The sequence below is a fragment of the Candidatus Contendobacter odensis Run_B_J11 genome, assembly GCF_000531125.1.
Lineage (GTDB): Bacteria > Pseudomonadota > Gammaproteobacteria > Competibacterales > Competibacteraceae > Contendibacter > Contendibacter odensensis.
On sequence record NZ_CBTK010000257.1, the window covers coordinates 16,379 to 38,051 of the forward strand.

The 21,673-nt window shown below is 56.8% G+C and carries 9 protein-coding genes; 1 reads left to right on the top strand and 8 read right to left on the bottom strand.

The features are described from left to right. Nucleotides 1-12 precede the first annotated feature (12 nt). The gene (gene accC / locus BN874_RS14930; RefSeq protein ID WP_034434958.1) at nt 13-1,998 is read left to right on the top strand and encodes an acetyl-CoA carboxylase biotin carboxylase subunit; all 1,986 of its coding nucleotides are present in this window, start codon (nt 13-15) and stop codon (nt 1,996-1,998) included. A 92-nt stretch (nt 1,999-2,090) separates the two neighbouring features. Here accC and BN874_RS14935 read toward each other — a convergent pair whose 3' ends face one another. The 8 genes from BN874_RS14935 to BN874_RS14980 all read right to left on the bottom strand — a co-directional run bounded on the left by BN874_RS14935 (nt 2,091) and on the right by BN874_RS14980 (nt 21,606). Then, complete coding sequence (locus BN874_RS14935) at nt 2,091-2,558, bottom strand: bacteriohemerythrin (RefSeq protein ID WP_034434960.1); 468 nt, start codon at nt 2,556-2,558, stop codon at nt 2,091-2,093. A gap of 98 nt (nt 2,559-2,656) precedes the next feature. Beyond that, nucleotides 2,657-4,471, bottom strand: coding sequence for a class I poly(R)-hydroxyalkanoic acid synthase (gene phaC / locus BN874_RS14940; protein ID WP_034434963.1), 1,815 nt, complete (start codon nt 4,469-4,471; stop codon nt 2,657-2,659). Between the two features lie 170 nt (nt 4,472-4,641). Further along, complete coding sequence (locus BN874_RS14945; protein WP_051497894.1) at nt 4,642-5,100, bottom strand: phasin family protein; 459 nt, start codon at nt 5,098-5,100, stop codon at nt 4,642-4,644. Between the two features lie 135 nt (nt 5,101-5,235). Further along, complete coding sequence (pepN, locus tag BN874_RS14950) at nt 5,236-7,890, bottom strand: aminopeptidase N (RefSeq protein WP_034434965.1); 2,655 nt, start codon at nt 7,888-7,890, stop codon at nt 5,236-5,238. 151 nt (nt 7,891-8,041) lie between these two features. Beyond that, a complete protein-coding gene (locus BN874_RS14955) occupies nt 8,042-13,027 on the bottom strand; it encodes a hypothetical protein (RefSeq protein WP_051497895.1) in 4,986 nt (1,661 codons plus the stop codon). Next, nucleotides 13,017-14,825 carry a methylation-associated defense system protein MAD7 family protein gene (locus tag BN874_RS14970; protein ID WP_051497896.1) on the bottom strand — a complete coding sequence of 603 codons (1,809 nt, stop codon included), beginning with the start codon at nt 14,823-14,825 and terminating at the stop codon, nt 13,017-13,019. The genes BN874_RS14955 and BN874_RS14970 overlap by 11 nt, the downstream gene beginning before the upstream one ends. 59 nt (nt 14,826-14,884) lie before the next feature. After that, a complete protein-coding gene (locus tag BN874_RS14975) occupies nt 14,885-18,754 on the bottom strand; it encodes an NERD domain-containing protein kinase family protein (protein ID WP_034434967.1) in 3,870 nt (1,289 codons plus the stop codon). 20 nt (nt 18,755-18,774) lie between these two features. Then, nucleotides 18,775-21,606 carry an N-6 DNA methylase gene (locus BN874_RS14980; RefSeq protein ID WP_034434968.1) on the bottom strand — a complete coding sequence of 944 codons (2,832 nt, stop codon included), beginning with the start codon at nt 21,604-21,606 and terminating at the stop codon, nt 18,775-18,777. Between the last annotated feature and the right edge of the window lie 67 nt (nt 21,607-21,673).

Here is a 21,673-nt window from a genome sequence, read left to right on the forward strand (position 1 = left end):
GGGGTTAGGCGCATGTTCAAGAAAATTCTCATCGCCAATCGTGGCGAAATCGCCTGCCGCGTGATCAAAACCGCCCGCAAAATGGGTATCAAGACGGTGGCGGTTTACTCCGAGGCTGACCGGGATGCCCTGCATGTCGAGATGGCCGACGAGGCGGTGCTGATCGGCCCGCCGCCCACCGCCCAGAGCTATCTGGTGATGGAACGCATCCTCCAGGCCTGTAGGGATACGGGTGCCGAAGCGGTGCATCCGGGCTACGGTTTCCTGTCCGAACGGGCGGCGTTCTGCGAAGCACTGGAAAAGGAAGGGATCGCGTTCATCGGCCCCAAGGTTCGCGCCATCGAAGCCATGGGCGACAAGATCACTTCCAAGAAACTGGCTAAGGAAGCCGGGGTCACCACCGTGCCCGGCTACACCGAAGTCATTAAAGACGCCAAGGAAGCGGTGGAGATCGCGCTGGAGATTGGCTATCCGGTGATGATCAAGGCCAGCGCCGGCGGTGGCGGCAAGGGCATGCGCGTCGCCTGGAACGACAACGAATGCCGCGATGGCTTTGAACGCTCTACCAATGAAGCCCGCTCCTCCTTCGGTGACGACCGCGTGTTCATCGAAAAATACATCGAAGAGCCGCGCCATATCGAAATTCAGGTGTTGGGCGACAGCTACGGCAATATCGTCTATCTGGGCGAACGTGAATGCTCGTTGCAACGCCGCCACCAGAAGGTGATCGAGGAAGCGCCTTCCCCGTTTCTGGACGAAATCACCCGGCGGGCGATGGGCGAGCAGGCGGTGGCACTGGCGCGGGCGGTGGATTATCAATCCGCCGGTACCGTCGAGTTCATCGTCGATTCCAAGCGCAATTTCTACTTCCTGGAGATGAATACCCGCCTGCAAGTAGAACATCCAGTCACCGAGTACATCACTGGACTGGACTTGGTGGAGCAGATGATTCGGGTGGCCGCCGGCGAGCCACTGAGCTTCACCCAAGATGACGTCAAGCTCAAGGGCTGGGCGATTGAAGCGCGGGTTTATGCTGAAGATCCGTTCCGCAATTTCCTGCCGTCGATTGGCCGGCTGGTCAAGTACATGCCGCCCAAGGAAAGCGAGGTGGTACGGGTAGACACCGGCGTCTACGAAGGCGGCGAAGTGTCGATGTACTACGATCCGATGATCGCCAAGCTGATCACCTACGGCGCAACCCGCGACCGCGCCATCGCCCACATGCGGGACGCGCTCAACGAGTTCTTCATTCGTGGTGTCGCCCATAACATCAGTTTCCTGGCGGCGTTGATGGTGCATACCCGGTTTATGACCGGGCGGATCAGCACCAACATGATCGCCGAGGAATATCCGCATGGTTTTCATGCCGCCGACGCACCGCACGACGATCCGGCGCTGCTGATTGCGGTCGCAGCCTTCCTGCACCGCCGTTACATGGATCGCGCCGCCCAGATCAGCGGCCAATTGCTGGGTCACGAGAGTACGGTCAGCAATGACTGGGTGGTGCTGATGGGTGGTCAGTCCTACCCGGTACATATCGATCCCGCTGAGGGCGGTTACGATGTGGATTACATGGGTGAAACCTATCAGGTGCGCAGCGACTGGCAGTTTGGTCAGCCGTTGTTCAAGGGGACGCTGAACGGCACGGATATCTGCATCCAGGTCGAACGCCGTGATCTGCATTACCGGCTGTTCCACTGGGGTTCGCAAGCCGATGTGATGGTGATGTCGCCCCGGGTAGCCGGCTTGCAAGCGCTGATGCCAGAAAAGGCACCACCGGATATGTCCAAGTATCTGCTGTCGCCGATGCCGGGTCTGCTGACCAAGATCGCGGTACAGATCGGGCAGGAAGTCAAGGCTGGCGAGGAACTGGCCGTCATCGAGGCCATGAAGATGGAGAACGTGCTGCGCGCCGATCAGGACGCCAGGGTCGCCAAGATTCTGGCGGCGCCGGGTGATAGCTTGGCAGTGGATCAGTCGATCATCGAGTTCGAGTGATCGGAAACGAAAAAGGGGCGGTTACACCGCCCCCACGGTTTTGCCAGAACCGGTTGTGCCATAGTGGACAATCGGTTTTTTGTTTTCTTGCCTTAATTCCCGCCCAGCGACCGCCAAAACCGCTGTGACCAAGAGCTTTTCGACAATTCCGGCTTGATCCCCTGAGCCAGAAAATGCGCGGTGTAACGCTTATCTCCCTCCATAATGTGTTTGGTCAGCCACATCTTGAGGAACTGGGCCAGATCGAAGCTGATCGAACTTTTTCCCGCGTTCATTTTGTTGCGCAGTTCGGTCAATTGCCCAATCAGTTTATCGTGCTCTTCCTTGTGCCGCTCGTATTCGGGATAGTGGAGAATTCGCATCAGGCTCTCCTCGACGGCGAAATGCACCCGGGTGTATTCATCCAGCCGCCGGATAATGTCCTGGGTGACTTCCACCCCCTGCCGCCGCTGGATCGCTTCGTGAACCTCGTTCAGTAAATCCACGAGAATCTGATGCTGGGCATCAATTTCCTCGATGCCGACGCTAAGTTCGTTAGACCATTCGACGAATTTGCTCATGGCTTCCGATTCGCCCTCGCTGTTTTATAACGGCAAAAACGGCCACCGTTTGTACGGCAGCCGTTCGGATCGTTCACTGACCGATTGGGATGGTGAAGCTATTTGACCAATCGCGCCTTGACGTAACTGCCTGGCGCATCCTCAATCACCGGCAGTTTGCCAGTGCCAGGGACGCGGGCCGGCACTTTCTCACCGGAGAGTTTACCCAGCCACTTCGCCCAATCCGGCCACCAGGAGCCGTCGGTCTGCTTGGCTTCCTTCAGCCATTCATCCGCATCGGCAGGGTGCTTGGGATTAGTCCAGAAGAAATACTTATTGGCTGCCGGCGGATTGATCGGGCCGGCGATGTGACCGGAACCGCTCAGTACGAATTTCACCGGGCCAGTAAACAGCAGGCTGCCGCTATAAGTAGAAGTCCACGGGGCGATGTGGTCTTCAATCGCCGACAGGAAATAGGTCGGCACCTTGACCTTGCTCAGATCAATCGGCGTACCCAGCAGGGTAATGCCGCCTGGATCTTTCAGCCGGTTGTGCTGGTACAGATTGCGCAGATAGAAACTGTGCATCTTGGCTGGCATCCGGGTGGAATCCGAGTTCCAGTACAGCAGATCGAAGGGGAACGGATCCTTGCCGAGCAGGTAGTTGCTGATAAAGAACGACCAGATCAGGTCATTGGCGCGCAACATGCTGAAGGTGGTCGCCATCTCGCTGCCGTCGAGATAGCCCTTGAGTTCCATCCGTTTCTCCAGCGAGGCGATTTGCTCTTCCTCGATGAAGACCTCCAACTCGCCGGGCTGGGCGAAATTCAGCATGGTGGTGAGATGAGTGCCGGAGGTGATGCGCGGCGTGCCTTGAGCCGCCAGATAAGCATTAGTGACCGACAGCAGGGTGCCGCCCAAGCAGTAGCCCAGCGCATTGACCTCAGCCTCGCCAGTCGCCTGTTCAATGGCCTCCAGCGCCGCCAGCGGGCCATCCTTCAGATAGTCGTCGAAGGCTTTTTCGGCCATCTTCTCGTCTGGATTGATCCAGGACATCAGGAACACGGTGAAGCCCTGATCCACGCACCATTTGATCAGCGAATTCTTGGGCCGCAGATCCATGATGTAGAACTTGTTGATCCACGGCGGGAAAATCAGCAACGGCTTCTTGAACACATCCGGTGTACTGGGATCGTATTGCAGAAGCTGCATCATCTCGTTCTGGTAAACCACCTTGCCCGGCGTGGTGGCGACGTTCTTGCCCAGTTCAAAGGCATCGAGGTCGGTCATCCGCATACTGAGCTTGCCCTTGCCGCGTTCGAGATCGCCCAGCATATTCTTCAGGCCATTGATCAGGTTCTGACCACCGGACTCAATGGTAGCGCGCACCACTTCCGGGTTGGTCATCGCGAAATTGCTGGGCGACAACGCATCTACGAACTGGCGAGTATAAAATTGCAGCTTTTTCTTGGTCTTGTCGTCGAAACCTTCGACATTGGCGACCATGTCGTAAATCCAGCCTGACGTCAGCAGATAGGACTGCTTGATATAGGAAAACAGTACATTGTCCTGCCAGTCGTCGTGCTTGAAGCGCTTATCCCCCTTCGGTTCACGCACTACCGACTCCATCGGCTGGCCGAACATGGCGGGCAGCGTCTTCTGCCACAGCTCCATGTAGTTCTTCCACAGATCCATCTGGGCCTGCGCCAGCTTCGCCGGATCAGCCATGATTTTCTGGGTCATCTCCATGAAGGATTTGCCCAGAGCCATGGTGTCCTTCATGTCGTGGGCGCCGTCGGTGCTCTGGCGGCTCAGGAAATCCTTGACGATCACCTGGCTCTTTTCGGCAATGTGGGAGAAAAGCTGCGCCATCTCCGCCGGATCCGGCATCTTGATTTCCGGCAGTTTCAATTCAGGTTTTTTTTGCTCAGCCATACCTCATTCCTCGCGTCATTATGGTGGTTAGCGGGTACCCGCTTCATTGTAACTCATGGTGCATCTCTAGCGTCAGCAGCGGGAACCCCAAAAAAAATAAGCGGACAGGCCACCACGGAAAATCCGTGCGGCCTGTCCGCTTCATTAAACGGGCTTGCGAACCCGCTGCCTTATTTGACGACCAGTGATTTGAGTTCTTGCAGGCTCTCGGTCACACGCTTGTTGATGATGGCAAACGCTTCGGTGTTGGACTTACTGACCATCTCGGCCAGCTCGCGCGCATTAGCCAGCGCCTGCTCAAAACCCTTACGGGCCAGTTCGGCCTGCTTGGCGGTCATTTCCTGGGGATTGCTGCCCGCGCTGGATAGTTGCTGCACGACCGCAGACACTTCGCTCATGGCCTGGCTCAGAATTTCCGCCTGCCGCTGCGCCACCGCCTGCATGCCCTGTACCGCAGTCTGGTTGGCGGCAGTCAGCGCTTCAATGTTCTTGCGCTGCGCGGCGACAGCGGCTTCCATGTCAAAACCGGGAATCTTGAGATCGCCCAGCATTTTGCTCATGTCAAACTTGTTCATATCGAACTTGGCGAAATCAACATTGGCGAATGGATTGAAGGGATTGTTAGCCATCACATACTCTCCTGATTCATGGGTTCAAAGGTTATTGTGCAACGCAACATCGGTTTGAGTATTTTGCATCGCGCAATTCCGGGAGTCAACCGAAATTTTTGCAATGCAGCAAACTCATCGCGATCCTGGATCCGGTCACCCTTCCCGCCCCAGACTTTTGGCGGCGATCTCATAGACATCCGGCGATAGCTCCGGCGTGGTCAAGATTCGCTCGATCTGGTTTTGCATCCTCTGCTGGCGATCCGGATCATACTTGCGCCATCGAGTGAACGCCGCCATCAGCCGTGCAGCGATCTGGGGATTGAAGGCATTGAGTGCCAGAATCTGATCGGCGAGGAAAGTATAGCCGCTGCCATCAGCAGCGTGAAAATGTACGGGATTGGCCTGACTAAACACACCGATCAACGCCCGGACCTTGTTCGGGTTACGCAGGCTGAACGCCTCATGCCGCATCAGACCCTGAACGACCGCCAACGTACCGGAAAGCCGGGAGCTTGCTTGCAAGCTCAACCACTTGTCCATCACCAGCGCCTCCTGCCGCCAGCGGTCATAAAATTCTGTCAGTGCTTCCACCCGTTCCGGGCCAGCGCAATGAGCCAGCGGCGCCAGCGCTCCGATCTGATCCGTCATGTTGCCCGCTTCCCGGAACTGGCGCAGGCAGAGAGTGCGCAAATCGGCATCGTCGAGCTGCATCAAATAATCGAGGCAGATATTTTTTAGCGCCCGCTGACCGATAGCAACGGCATCAATCCGGTAGCCGTCCCGTTCCCGCTGATGCAAAGTCTCATAGGTCGCCAGTAATGAATCGCGCAGCCGTTCCGCCAGTGTCCGCCGCACGAAGCTGTGGGCAGCGTGGATACCGTCCACGTCCACGATCGCCATCTGTTCAGCGAGATAGTTTTCACTGGGTAGAGTCAGCACCTGAGCCAACAGCGCCGGATCGGCGGCAGAAGTGAGTGCCCGGCTAAACGCAGCGCTGAACGATTCCGGCAGCATCCACGTCCGCCCCTGCCGACGATCTTCGACCAGGGCGAGAAGTGCACGGATCGCCAAAGTCTGGCCGGCATCCCAGCGATTAAAATCATCGCGGTCATGCGCCAGCCGGAAGCGCACATCATCGTCGCTTTCCGTCGTGTTCAACTTTACTGGCGCGGAGAAGTCGCGCAATAGCGAGGGCACCGGGCGCTCCGGCACATTGACGAAGTGGAACACCTGTTCCGGTTCGCGCAATTCCAGTAGCCGGGTGGTTCCTTGCGGCTCATCGTCTCCCACCTGTTGCAGCGGCAAATCCTGTCCGTTGCGGTCCAGCAAGCCTAGCAGCAGTGGAATATGAAACGGTTCCTTGTGCGGCTGCCCCGGCGTCGGCGGGCAGGATTGGCGCACGGTGAGGGTGTAGGTGCGAGTTGCTGCATCGTAAGCGTCGCTGACGGTCAGTTCCGGGGTTCCAGCCTGGTGATACCAGCGCTTGAACTGAGTCAGATCAGCGTCATTGGCATCGGCCATTGCGGCGACGAAATCATCGCAGGTGACTGCCTGGCCGTCATGGCGCTGAAAATAGAGATCCATGCCGCGCCGGAAGCCGTCCCGACCGAGCAGGGTTTGGATCATCCGAATCACTTCGGCGCCTTTGTTGTAAACGGTAACGGTGTAGAAGTTGTTGATTTCGATGTAGGAATCCGGGCGCACCGGATGGGCCATCGGCCCGGCGTCCTGCGGAAACTGGCTGCTGCGCAGAATTCGCACGTCTTCAATCCGCTTGACCCCGCGTGAGCCGAGATCGCTGGAAAATTCCTGATCGCGAAATACGGTCAGCCCTTCCTTGAGGCTAAGTTGGAACCAGTCGCGGCAGGTCACCCGATTGCCGGTCCAGTTGTGAAAATACTCGTGGCCGATCACGCCGAGAATGCCCTGATAATCGACATCGGTAGCGGTTTCCGGCTTGGCCAGCACATATTTGGTGTTGAAGACGTTGAGGCCCTTGTTCTCCATCGCGCCCATGTTGAAATCGCCTACCGCCACGATCTGATACAGATCGAGATCGTATTCCAGCCCGAAACGGCGCTCGTCCCAGGCCATCGCCTGCTTCAACGAGTACATGGCGTGATCGCACTGGCTGATGTTGTCCGGTTCGACGTAAATTCGCAGCGTCACCGCCCGCCCGGAACCGGTGATGAACTGGTCTTCAATCCAGCGCAAATGACCGGCCACCAGCGCGAACAGATAGCAGGGCTTGGGAAAGGGATCATGCCAGGTCGCCCAATGATGGCCGTCGGCCCGGTCACCGCTGGCGACCGGATTGCCATTGGACAGCAGCACCGGATAGCGGCTTTTATCCGCCGCCAGCGTGGTAGTAAAAATCGCCATCACGTCGGGGCGGTCGAGGAAATAGGTGATTTTGCGGAAACCTTCCGCTTCGCACTGGGTGCAGAAGTTGCCGCTGGACTGATAGAGACCTTCCAACGAAGCATTGTCCTGCGGGCGGATGCGGGTTATCACCGCCAGTTCAAAGGCTTCGGGCGGATAGAGCAGGCTTAATTGGTCGGCGTCCACTTGATAGCGGTCGGTTGCCACGGGTTCGCCGTCCAGTTCCAGCGAAACCAATTCCAACTGTTGACCATCCAGCACCAGTGGCGTACCGGCGGGCGTGGCTTCGGCGCGGACGATCCGCAGCCGGGAATAGACTGTGGTGAAGTCATCGCCCAGTTCAAACCGCAGTTCAACCGTCGGAATGCAGTAGGCGGGCGGGGTGTACTCATTCAAATAAGTGGTTTTAGGGGTATGGGTCGGCATGAGGGGCGTCTTGAGAGTGAGGTTTAGGCGTAGTTAGAGGGTCTTGCTGCAAAATTTATCGAGACTGGATATGCGCGTGAGTTCCGGCAGCGAGTGGCACTTTCTTGGAGTCAGACCGCTAAATCGCAGAACTTGACGACCCGTTAGCACCTTATGACCCATTAGGTGCTTCTGCCAGCAAAGCCACGTTCAGCGGCACTCTTAACCCCTCGCCGTAATACATTCCCCGGTATTTGGGCATCTGCTTGATGCGGTCAGCATACAACCCGACTTTATCAGTAGCCGCGAAAGTCTTGGCCATCAATTTGGCGTCGGCCTCGCCCAGGCGCAGCGCCAGATAATTCGCTACCGCCATGAACAGCGACGGATCAAAATCCTTGGCTTCCTGCGACGCCACCACAAACGCAATCCCGTATTTGCGGCATTCCTTGACCATGGTGGGAATCAGCTTGAGCCGGGCCGCCCGGTGCGCTTCGTCGAAAATGATCGCGTGGGTGATGCGCGGCGCGAGACCACGGCGAAACATGGTCTGGTAAAGGTTATACAGCACGAAGGTGGCGAAAGCGCGTTGCAGGACATCGTTGCGAGCATCGTGAATCTGGATCAGCACTGGACGATTTTGATCCAGCAGACTGGGCAATTCGCCGCCGGTGCCGAACAGGCCGTAGTCGTCCAGTTCCGCCAGACGGTTCAGCAGCTTTCGGTCGGTTCGAGCATCGGCGCGGAGCAGGTCGAGGAAAGCGCGAAAGGCGGGAACCTCGCCGCGCTGGCTCGGCCCCCAGCCTTGATCCAGATAACTTTGCTTGAGCGCCTCACGCAACGAACCCAACTGCAATTCGCCCAGATCGGGGAAGATGGCGGCGAAAATGTCCCGCAACTGGCCGGCGTTGTCGAGATATGCGGTTGGGGTGACGCCGTTCACCTGCATCGGGTTGAAGCCCAAGCCGTTGTAGCGCACGGTCAGCGGCAGGTCGGGTAATTGCGCGGCCAGTTGCTGGTCCAGATCCTGATGATAGGAAAAAACAATCGGGGTAATGTGTTGCGCTGCGAGTTGCTGGCACAGGTTAATCAGACAGGTGGTTTTACCCATGCCGGGCAGGCCGAGAATCATCAAGTGCGGGTTGGCTTTGATGCTGATCCGCCAGATCACCGGCTCGTCGCCCGATTCGCGGTGGCCGAGCAGGATGGCGGCAGCGGCCTGACTCCGGTTCTCTCCTGCCAAGGGTGGGTGATCCAAAGGGTCGGGGGTCGCGCTGGACGCATCCAACCACTCCGGCGTTTCGCGCCACCCCTCCTTATCCAAGGCGGGGAGAACGGCCAAGTTGACCGGCGGGGTTTTCGGCGCGGTTGGCGCTGGAGTGGAATCGGGACTGAGAGGAATACCCGGTTCCGGCAGCAGGTCGGGGCCAAACAACCACAAGGGCGCTTCGCCGCCGTGGCTGATTTCCGCCGGTTGCCGCCCGTGGTATTCCGGGCAGAACACGAAGCCAGCCCGTTGCAATTCACCCAGCGCCGGCGGATCGGTCTCTTTCTTCACCAGCCGGTCAATTTCCCGCATTGCCCGCTGGAAAGCGTCTTCGCTCAGGGTATGGCGACGACCCTTGCGGGCGTAGAAGCGCAGGATGCGCGCCAGCCAGGCGCGATGGACGGTCTTTTCCAAAGCCGAAGTCTTGGGGCCGAACAGTTGTTCCCAGCGTCGGCAGGAAGCGTCGATCTGCTGATCCATCGTTTCCGCCAAATCCGGGGCGCGGGCGGTTTTGAGATAGCGGCGGAATTTGACCTCGATGAAGGCAATCCGCAGTCCGCTGCCTTTTTTGGGGGTGCTGATGTGCAGCAGATCAGCGCGCTGTTCGTTGCCGGGCAGGGCTTGATCCGGTTCGCGGAACAGTTCGGGAACATCATCCAGCGGGATGAAAAAGCCTTCGGTCAGCGCCAGCCAGACTTTGTCGGTCTCGCCAGCTTGGGCGCAATGGCGATGAACCAGGGCGACCGCGATCATTTCCTGTGGAGTGTGGCCCAGACCCGCCAGCCGTAGCGCCAGCCGCCCACTCACCGCCCGCAGCGCATTCAGCAGAAATTCGCAGTTGCGTTGACTGGAGGACAGTCCCATTTCGTTCAACGCGCCATCCAGGAGATGCCGCACTTCGTCGAAGCTGCTGGTGGAAGTGATCAGTTGCAGGAAGCCGAGATCATCGCGTTCCGGCACACAGTCAATCAGGTAAGCGTCGTAGACCAGCGGCAGGTCACGGGGAGAATCGAAATACTCCAGCCCGGCGTTGCGGTCGGCGGTGATGACCCAATCGCAGAGACCGTGCAGATTTTCCAGCAGGTTGGCCTGTTCAGTATCCACTTCGGTCAACAGCACCGGCCAGTCTTCGGCATTGCCGCCCAGATGGCGGGCGACCGCCTGTAAAATGACGCTGTGCAGCTTGATTTGGCGGGTGGTGAGCAGTTTGGTCGCGGGATGAGATTCCCCTTTCGGATCAGCGGGAATGAAGCTGATCCAGTGCGGAGGCGGTCCGGGTTGAAACTCGCGCGTCGGCATCAGGGTGAGGCCGTGCGCTTCGAGAACGCCGCCGGCAGGCAGACTGGATAACAGGCGGCAGACCACGCGGGAGGTGAACACATCGAAGGTCAGCGCCAGATGCGCGGGAGTCTCCGGGATTGGAGTATCGCGCCGCGCCCAGCGCAAGCGGGGCAAATTGACGCTGCCGGGGCGCGATACGCTGGTCATGAACCAGCGATCTTCTTCTGGCACCGAACCGGCGCCGCTGCGGCGGCGTTCTACCGTAGCGGACAGGAAGCGCCCGGTCAGCTCGGTCGCCTGCCCTGCTGCGGGATACAGATCGAGTTCGTAGCAGAGATCGTGTTCTTCGCGGCGCAATTGCTCATGATCGGGCAACTCCGCTTCTTCATCATTATTAACCGTCGGGAGTGCCTTGCCGAGGGCGCGGGCGACCGGCATGGCATCGCCAGCCCGCAAGGCGTGAACCTGAATCCGCCGGTAATCGGGATGCAGATACAGATAGCGGCGGACTTCTTCAGCCAATGCCAGCGCCGCGCTTTTACCAACCGTGGGGGCAGCGTTATCGCCGTCGCCGATTAACCGCGCCAGCAACGCCACGGTCGCTTTCGGCTCTGGATCGCTAATCGGGGTCAGGGCAATGGCGTGAAAACCGAGGGTGTCGGCAAACACAAAGGTTTCGCCGGGATTCAGTCCGGGCAGAAAGGCCGGGTGGTGAGCGCCGGTGACGGTTTCCAGCAGATGCTTGATTTTAGGCGCAGCCAGATCTTCGGTGTAGCGGTGGTACTCGACCAACAGATCGAAACTCTGTTGCCACGCGACGCGCAACGGGTGAGTCGGTAGCACAATCAATCCCAGACAGCGCCCGGCCAGAGAGACCACTTCCAAGGTGTGAATCAGGGTTAATTCGGGGGGGCTAGTTTTCCAGACTTCATTGGCCGCCGACACATAGTCATTAAAAACTTTTGCATCGTTATAAATGATGCCCAGTGGCCCTTGACTGCCCTTGAGCCAATCAGCGAACTTGCGTGATGCTTGAATCAGCTTTTCCGCTGATAAATCACTATCAGCCGGAATAAATTCCGCTGCGCCAACTTGCGTGCCATCGGCCCGAACCCGTAATCGCCAGCGCCCCAACGCGCCGTCATGCGCAGTCCATTCTTTTGCCAGTTCAGCCAGTAATGGCGAACCAAAGACTCGTGCGATCTTATTTTCCCAGCGACAGGTGATATAGCCGTTTTTGTCATGACTAAAGATCTGCCCGTCGTAAAACTGCTTCAACAAGCGTTTATACGATTCGCCCTCCGGGACAATATGGGCCACGGCTAAGGCCAGGGTTGGATAAACCTTACCGCTACCTCTAGTGACTGTTTCTGAATTGTCTTGGCCGAAACAGAGGATGAAATCTTCGCTCTCGGTTTCACCAGCATTATCACCCAAAGCGCGAATGACTACTTGTGGTTCAAATAGCGCCTTCTCATCCAATTCATCGAAACTGTCTTGAGTGAATACCGCTTTCTGGATTGGCTTGCCGGAATGTGAAATATGAGTTTCCGCCAATATATCCTGCTCGGTGCGAACTGAAACCACATAATCGACGGCTCCCTTAGCTAGGGTGTCTGGTTCCACGCGCCAACGAACTTCAAGGCGGGCGCGTTCCTTGGGATTATCGCCATCGGGATTGAGTAAGAGCATCAAACGCCGTTGGGTTTTTTTATTTTCCGCAGATTCGCTGTTTTCGGATAGGCCGGACCATTTTAACGGTTTGCCGGTTTTTCCACGCCAAGGCAACCAGTGAATAGATTGAAGCGCTTGTTCTTCAAATAAACCCGGATGCAGTCGGTTGAGATAGAAACCTGCTTCCTCTTCAACTCGCGCCAGCGCTTCTAAACGTGGCAGTCGTTCAGTTTCACGGAGAAAGTGGATTAGGCGATGTTCAGTTTCTTTGTCAGTAGCATCGAGCTTGAGGGTTTCTACCCGCTGTTCGGGAGTCAGGCGCACTCCTTGGATAGGAAACAGTTTTTCGGCCAAAATAGCGGATCGATCCAAATCCTGTTCACTGGGTTTGTCGCCGATAGCGATTGGCCATAAGCCAATTTCCGGCAATCCTTTGCCGACTTCGGCTTTATCCTGAGCAGCGCGGCATAGATAAATAAAAACGCTCCAAGGAACCAAGGCGCGTTGGCGTCCGGCTCGCCAGGCTTTAGTGAGGGCTTTTTTGACAAACAGTTTGTAATTGCGCGGTAAATGATTGCGGGCTAAATCATGGGCGGTATCAAATAACTCGCGTTCATTGATTTCCCGTGCTGCGCTATAAATACCGTCCATTCCCGCACCGGCGACGGCAGAATCGACCAGCAACAGCGTAGCATCTTGTTTATCCTCACGCCATTCCACTGCCCGATCCGCAGTAATCAAGCGGTGATCAGTTTGTTCTAATTCAACCACGGCGGCAATTTGCCAACCCGTGATTTTGAAACGTAAATCTTTCGCCAAAGTACGAACTATATCGGGCGGCAGACAGCGAACATAAGCCATGCCGCCTAATGTGGGTCGTCCTAGCAGCTTGGTGAATGCTTTAGCGAGCAGCGGAACTGCATTGTCAGGCAACATTACATGTCTCCACACGATAATGCGATTTTAATTGTTTCATGCTTTCAGCGTCATTCACCCCAATCAGCAATCCCAAATCACGCAATCGCCGCTCCAAATAAGCCTTGTTACGCAACAGCATTTCCTGGGGAATTGGTTGACCGGGCGGTTCCTGGGCAATATAAAGACCGTAGCGATCTCGCAACAATTTAATGAAGCCCTGCAAAGACAAAGATACAGGGTCTGTGGCTGTCCGGCGCAGGTGACGATGCACTAAAAACTCCAATAATGGCGTGGTGAGTACAATAGAGCGTAAATCCATCCGACGATTTGATCCAGATTGGCTGCGTTGCACTCGGCGCTTGATGGCAAAACCATTAGGCTGATCAGTCATCAGTGCATTTTCCAGACATTTCACGTAGTGAGTGCGTTGAAGTTTATCACCCATTAGTTCGCATAAAGTCTCAGCCAAGCGCAAAGCAGGGTTGCCCCGGCTATGACGAAGATGATGAGCTATTTCAGGTTCAGCTATGTCTGGATCGTTTTCCAACGGTTCAGCCAAACGCTGGCAATCCTCATCCAATGCGTTTGTAATAGCATCGGATCGCGGGTGCCGTTCCTGATAGATTTCACCTAACAGGTTGATCCAGTCAGTGGCATCTGGAATGTTAGCGGGAAGGGAATCACGTAGTTTTCGATCAATCCGTACCCGGTCATCCAGTACCCGCAGCAACATCATCAACAGCGGTAGCCGTTCAAAGCGGCGAATACCTTCCGATGTAGAACCTTCGGATAGATCACGCAATATCTTATCTTGGCCTTGGGAACAATCCACAAATAGCGGTAGGGAAATCTGTTGGGTGGCTTCAGGAACTTGACCGGTAACTTCCCAAACTGTGAGCAGACTGGTAGTGGACAGCAGCAAGTTGGTCATTCCCACGCTGATCCCTGCCTCCAGCATTTGTAGAAAGGCTTGGCGGGGTACAACATCGCCATACGCCATGATGAATATGCTTAGGTCTTCCCGCAACGCTTCAGCGGCGCGATGCGCCAGGGGATGCCGATTAAAAATACGCTCGACATCAATACCCTTTGCTTTGAGTGGTGCGCTACCACAGGCTTGCGCTGTACGCACAGCCAGCAGTTCATCTATACCGATATTGGTTGCATTTTCTTCAACAAAAAAATCCGAAGTTAAATTGCTGGCATTTTGACCTTGAATAAGCATCTGTTGTCCAAACAGGGTCAGCAGCGCATTATCAGAAAAACCTGCTCCAATAGCGAATTTTTCTTTCCGATTTTGGTTGCCTGATTCAAGATACTGACCAGTCTTCTGTTGATTTAGTAAAACTGTCAATAACTCAGGTACGCCACGTAGATGATTTGCTTCCTTGGGCAAATCAACCCAGCTTGACAGGTAATGAGCAGGAAAAATCCGTTGCACTTGTTCATTATGACCCAAGGCACGTCCTTTGTTTTCCAAACAATACGCCAACAATAAATCACCGAGTAGATATTGCCCTATTGCATCGTTAAAACTACCCAAAGTTGATTCTGGTTGGACTAATCGTCTGGCGACATCAGCAATCGTCGGGGGTTTTTGAATTTTCCCTTCCTGCTGACCGAAAGTTGCGGCGAATCTACCAACACCACGACGATGACCCCAACGAGCTAGATACAGCATTGCTGGCAATAAAGCACCGACATCAAAATTCTGCGGAGTCATCGGCAAAGCTGGCAAATAATTCGCCGTCCAAAGCGCGTCAGCGCGTTGTTTGGTCAACGATTCTTCAACGATGTTGCGAGCGGTGCGTGGCATAGTGTGGCCTCAAGTGAAGTTGAAAATGATGCTTAAACTGCTAACTCCTGTAAAACGACCTAAAGTATTTCCCGAATCAACGTCTGCCGGCCATTCTGCAATTCCACCCGTAACCGGAATACTTGTTCTTCCTCAGCCGGATGCCAGCCATACAACTCACGCGCATCTTCTCGCGCCAAGCGCTGTGTAAAAATCTTTAGATTGGCGAAAACTCCTTCCTGGGCAATTCCAGAAATTTGCACTCCGCTTTTTAACTCCATCAGTCGCTGAAACAGTTCCAGATTGATCAGCAACGCCTCGGTACTGCCGTTACCGTAGCGATAAATCAGCCGCAAATGCGTATGCAACGTCTCCAAACCCTCGGCGCTATCCGGCAATGGCGCTTCCAGACTAAAGCGCGCCCAAGGCTTTACAACCCAAAAGGCGCTTTCAATCGGGGTTCGTGGCGTAATCCGCAACGGCGCTCCACTTTCCAGATACTGGGAATCGAAAGCGATAGGCGGCAAATCTTCCAACCGCGCCATGCCTAAACAAAGTTCCCGACCCAGCGCGTTCAGTTCCTCGACGGAACACAACGGCGCATTGCGGAAGCAATTCAGATGACGACCATCAGCTAATTGAATCACCGCGTCCGGTTGCTCAAAATAAGCCCGGCGGCGAACTTCCGCCAAGCGATTCAGCGAATGTAGTGGCGCGTCTTTGAGCAATTGCCGATCCAGCGCTGGATTCGCCTCCAGCGCCGGATCAAATCGAACCAGTTCCGCCAGTAACTCACCTTGTCGTTGCGGAGAATGTGCATCAAAGGCCCGTTGGTAATAGCGGGGCGGACACAATTCAGGGTTTTCATGCAACTCGGCGCAATCATGAACGCCAAACAGGATATAGGACAATGCGGCTCGCAATTCACGGGCGGTAATATGAACCTCACCGCGCTGGTGACAGGCTTGCAAAGCGTCAGTCAACCGTGATCGCAAACGCGGCCCGGATTCAGCATTCCGCAGGGTTTGCACGGAATACCAAGCGGTGCAGCGAGATTGGGCGCTGCAATTCCGGCAGGGTTGCCAATAATCAGCATCAACTCCGAGCAACCGATCCAGCAGCGCATTAAGAAAAGCAGTCGTCACCTGCTTCGATGCGCCCTCCACACCACCGACCAGAGAGCGCTGGTTGAGATCAATCAGGCGGAAACCGGGATCAAGCTTGACTTCTTCGCCCAATAAAACCTGGCGTAATTGCCGGGTCAGATAGGTTTCCTGTTCATGCGATTCAATCCATTCCAGTAACTTGCCACTGTTAATGGCAACAATATGGACATTCTCGCGTGGATAGTCCGGTTGCTGGAAAGGCGCAAATAACTCATCGAGCAACTGATTCGCCGATCGGCCTTGCCATGCGGCGGAACCATCCAGATTGACCCGCAGCATTCGATCATTTGCCAACCGACATTCCCAAATCCGGCGTGAAGAATGAACCTCCTCAACTCCCAATTTTCGAGCCAGATGTTGCAGAAATGCGGTCTTGCCGTCGCCAGCATTGCCAAACAGGATCGCCAGATTAACGTGTCCGGCTTCAATTTCCGCCAGCAGGGTAGAATCCAGTCGGGTTTCGACATAAGTTTCGACCGCAAACGGGGAATCCAGACCACGGGTTTCGCTATTACCGTGGCGGGAACCGGGATAAGCCGACAGCAGGTTATTCAGCCAAGGTGCGGTATTGGGCGTCAGCGGCGCTGCTGGCTCCGGGGAGCCGATGAATGGCTCGGCATTCCCGTCATCCGTCCGCAATCCCCATAGAAATTGCCGGGCCACCGCAGCATTAGCAAAGCGTTGTTCGGGCTGGGGATGAGTGGCGCGTTCCAGAAAGGGCCGCAACCGTTCATAACCGGCCAAACCCGGCCAGCTCAACCCCTGCTCCGGGCCACTCGGTACCGGTTCACAGTCGAACAGCAGGTGAAAGAAACTGGCGGCCAGTGCATAAACGTCATCGGCAGGATACAGCGTGGCCCGATTTTGCACTCCTGGACTGGCGTAACCGGGGGTGCCGCCGCGCGATAAACCACCCGCTGCGCTGGCCTTGTCGTAATCAGTCAGCACCACCGTTCCGCCCTGGACAATGATATTGCGCGGGCTGACATCGCCATGCGCCAGACCGTGTTGATGCAACTCGCCCAAACCGGCGCAGAGTTCCAGCAGCCAGCGCAACGCTAATGTTTCTGCCGAAGATTCGCCTAAATCCTCGGCGTAGAGCGGCAATACCCCAATCAAATCCTGTAACGGCATTCCCTCAATCCATTTCAGCAACGCCACAAAACCATTCGCCCGCCATTCCGGGGCAATCTCGTGAATGGTGGACAAATTGGGGTGGGTGGTATGGGCGCGAACCTGACGATACGCCCGCAAGGCCGCTTCGCCGTCCTCCTGATGACGCACGGTTTTGGCGACATAAGCTCCGAACCGTTCATCGGAATGAATATCCAGCTCCACCACTTTGAAAGTCTGGCCGATCCCGCCCGAACCCAGCCGGCTGAGGATTTTATAGCGGGAGTTCTGGAACGGAATCAGGGTGTCCTCATCCCAGTAATCCGGCGCGGGCAAATCCGGCGTGGGGAGCACGACGCCTTGCAACGCATCCAGCGCCGTCGCCAGCTCGGTCAGCGTGGCCCGCTCCGCCGGCTGCGGACGACAACCCCGCGCCAGAACCTCCCGTGCCGCTCCCGCCAAAGGATCAACGCCGGTAAACAGCGTCGTCAGCGTGGCGCACAGCGCGTAAACATCGGCGGGCGAGGTCGCCGCCGCTAACCCGCCAGTCAGCAGTTCCGGGGCGACATACGGCGTCATCGCCCCGAAATCCACCGTCACGGCGGAAATACTTGGCGCATCGGTCAACCGGCTCAGGCTGAAATCGGTGAACAGCGGACGGTTGTTGTGCCGCACCCGCAGACTGGCTGGCGTTATCCGCCGATGGAGCAAGGGCGGCTGGTCAGGCTGGTCGGGCTGATGAAACCCGGCCAGGGCGCGGATCGCATCGCTGGCAAACGCCAGCCGGGCCGGAGGATCCCAAGTCATATCCTGAGCGCGTTGGATCAGGGTTGGGGCGGCGGGATCCACCAAGGAGAAAAAGCACAACTCGCCCGGATAGCCGTCGGCATCCTGAAAAGAATCCAGCAGGCTCGGCACGAACGGCGATTTTTGCCAGCGTTGCAGGGTATCGAACTCCCGGCGGGCCAATTCCAGCGGTTGCTTGTCGGCGCTGGCGGACAGGTCGTACAGATGCAGAATCACCCGGTCGCGGCGGGTCGGATGCTGGCCGCGGTAGCTGCGATGAAAGGCATCGGCTTTATCCGACAGCCGTTCCAGGTTGATCAGGCTGGCGAAGGTTCGCAACTCCCCGTTCAAGGTCACCTTCACCATTGGCTCCAGCAGTTGAGCCGCCTGTTCCACTTGCGCCGGGGTCAGGCGAACCGGCCCGTCCACCGTGAGCAATTCGCGCCATTCCGGCAAACCGAACACGGCCACTCCACGGACTTGGGATCGCGCTTTGCCGGCAGTTTCCAGATGCAATTCGCCTCGAGTCAATAACAGTCGGGCAGTGACGAAACCCGGATCAAAATGCCGGCGTAACTTGCCGGCGATTCGCTTGGCCTTGGCGTTGATTCGCTCCGCTTCCGGTTCGGCAACCGGCGCCTGCTGCCGCAGATAAGCAGCGTCCCAATGCTTAATTTCGATGACGTAGACGCCGGGTGAGCCAATGGCGATCAGATCAATCTCGTCGGAACGTGAACCAGAATGTGCGGAATGATTCAGGTTGGAGAGCAGAATCCAGAACGCCTCGACGCTGTGCAATTTGGAGCGTAATCGATCAACGGCGATGCGCTCACTCTCATTGACGAACTCTCCACAGGGAATAAAACGGACACCGGTCTGGTTCATCTGACTTCCTACCTTTTTGATTATTTTGATAATACCGCCGATTTCCCCGTCAGTCCCGGTTCCCGCGCCAGCATTTCCCGCAGCGGCGCTAAATCCGGCAAACCCAGCGCCGCGATCAACGCCTCGTCAATCGCCTGCCGCACCGGATCAACATTCAGTTGGGCGAGCGCCAGCAGTTCCCGGTCGCACAGCGCGTCATAGGCCGCAGCCAGACTTGTAACCTGCGCATCGCTCAACACCCGCACATCCAGAACCGGCATTGCTGCCCAAGCGGGTTTTTTCATCTGCATCCAGGCGCTGCGAGTGGCTACCCGACTTCCGAAAAAGGCGAGCAACGATAAGCTGCCATTGAGCCAGAGCAATAGCGCCTTGCGGCGTTCCGGCGAAACCTCGGTTTTAAGCGCCCACCAGGTATTGCCCAGTACGGGTTGATCGAAACTCACTGCCAGAACCCGATGAGTGATCGGCCATAGCCGCTCGGTCAAAAGAATGTCACCGGCCATGCTCCACAGTTGATAAGGATAAGCGGCGTAGTCCGCCGTAGCGGCTCGGTCGGCATAGCGCGGAGTCGTTCGAGGTTGCAGCCAGGCGTTGGGCTGTTGCCGAAGCGTTCTGACCTTATCGGCCTCGTGATCCCAGAATGCCGGATGCAGCGTCGGAACATCGTTATACAGATCGAACGCTTCGTGGATGCGTCGCCGGTCGGGGCCAATGCTGCCGATCTTGCTGACCGGACACAGAGCAACGGAAACTGCCGCTTGTCCTGGCCAACGCACTTGCCCCTGTCGCAGCGCTAAAAACGCTTTCGCCAAATCGCTGCGGGCGAACAACGCGCCGTGCCAGTTTTCTGCGCTGGTCGTGGCAGGCAGGTTGAATGCCTCGCCGGTACTGCCGGACGGTGGACGGATGATGCCTTCCGGCAGGGTTTTCAATCGTTCGGCCAGATCAAGCGCCTCGTGGATGGTGGTCGGATTGCGCCACAAATTGATGTAGGTCGTAGTCTCTGCCGCTTCCATACCCGTCTGCTTCTTGCGGGCGATGAACAGCAGTTCGGATAAGTCGGTATTTTCGGAGAAGTTGGGGCGCTCAGCATCGTAGCTCGACACCACAATTTCCAGATGATAGCGATCCGCCAGCAGTTTCCGGGTTGCACCCCACGCCTCGCCGGAAGCCAGCGCGTGCGGCAACACAAAAGCCAGCCGCCCGCCGGGTTTGAGCGACGCATCCGCCAGCGCCACAAACACCGCGCCCAGCCCCGCCGTGATATTGGCTTGAAGATTCTTGACCCGCTTTTTCAGTTCGCTTTGCATCGCGCCGCGTTCGTCGGGCAGCGAACCAAACAGCAGATTACCGCCGACGCTGCGCACAAATGGCGGATTCATCACGCACAAATCCAGTTCGGGTATCGTTGCGCTAGTCGCTTGGGTCTGATCAGCGCCGGCGCGGATGATTTCGATTTGTGATTGATCCAAAGTGATTTGCGTCTGTACTTCGCTTTTGCCGATGAAATCCAGACTGCCCAGCCGTGGCGTGCCGCCGTCCAGCCCTAGCGGCATGACGTAGAGATTCATCCGCACGAAAGCGATTTCCGGGGCCAGCAACGCCAGCGTGGAAGCGGTGAGATGGACGGCGGTCGGCAGCACGTCATAGCCGTACAGGATGTTTTCCATGATCGCCCGATGCAGGGTTTGCAAATCCACCGGCGACAGACTGCGCCCGGTGTTGGCCCGCGCCAGAATATAAGCATCCGACACCGCCTGCGCCGTCGCCATCAGCAACGTCCCGGTGCCGCAGGCTAAATCCGCCACTTTGAATTTGGCGAGTTGCGCCGGGTCGCCGAAATCGCGGTTCCAGGGTCGGCTCAGCGCCAGCTTGAGCAACAAAGTCGCCGCCGATACCGAGGTATAGTAGGTGCCGAGATATTTGGCGTGATGCAACAGCCAGTGATAAATCCGCCCCATCAAATCATGGCGCAGCGCCGATTGATGGGTGCAGATGGCTCTGGCTTCTCTCAGCAACGCTCTGAATGCGGTTAAGGTCGCCGGGCTGGACGGTAATTCTTCCAACACCCGCTCGCCCAGTTGGAAGATCGGCACATAGTTGATGTTCTGCCAAATCCACTGCCAATGATCGTGAGCAGCATCCACCAGATTATGTCGGCCTTCCAGCTTACGCAGGGGCGTCACCCGGCTATCGGTGATCGCTAACTGCTCTTGAAAGATGAGCGCGTTCGCCAGCACCAAGGCGGACACTTTGGCCGCTGTAGTGCGCCGTCCTTCGGCTTTGTCCTCAGTTTCGCCCTTCGGCGCGGGCATCCCCAACAGATCGGACAAACGGTCGCAAGCGCCGGTTTGCCCGATCCAGATCAGCACCACGCCAGTCAGTTGTTCCAGCAGGGATTGGGCGATTTTGGCCACGGTGTCATCCTGGGCCATCGTTTCCTGAGTCCGGCGCAAGGCATCCATGATCGCGGCGGGCGTCCCCTCGAACCACGTGGTTTCTTCGCTCTCCGAAATCATGCAATACGCCAAAACCGACGATTCAAGCGAGTCGAGCAGTTGCGGGGTCGCTACGATGCGGAGTGAGCTGGGATAAACTACGGCGGCGGCGATATTGGCGATGCCGCGCTGCACTCGCCCCCACGCATCGCCCAGCACCACCTCCCGCGCCTGCGGGTGATCGGCGAACTTGCCTTCGATCACTACGCGCAACCCGCGCCAGTTGAACAGCACATCGGGCCGCTCCCGTCCCTTGGCTTGGATCGTCTCGGCATCCGCATGAACCCCAAACCGGGACAGCAGAATGGCGAGTTGGGTATTGAGAGTTTCTTCCCGGTGTCGGTAAGCAGTCATTGCTATGCCCTATGTTGTGTCAGCTCTACACGCAAGCAAAAGTCCTGATTCATCATCTACTCTGATG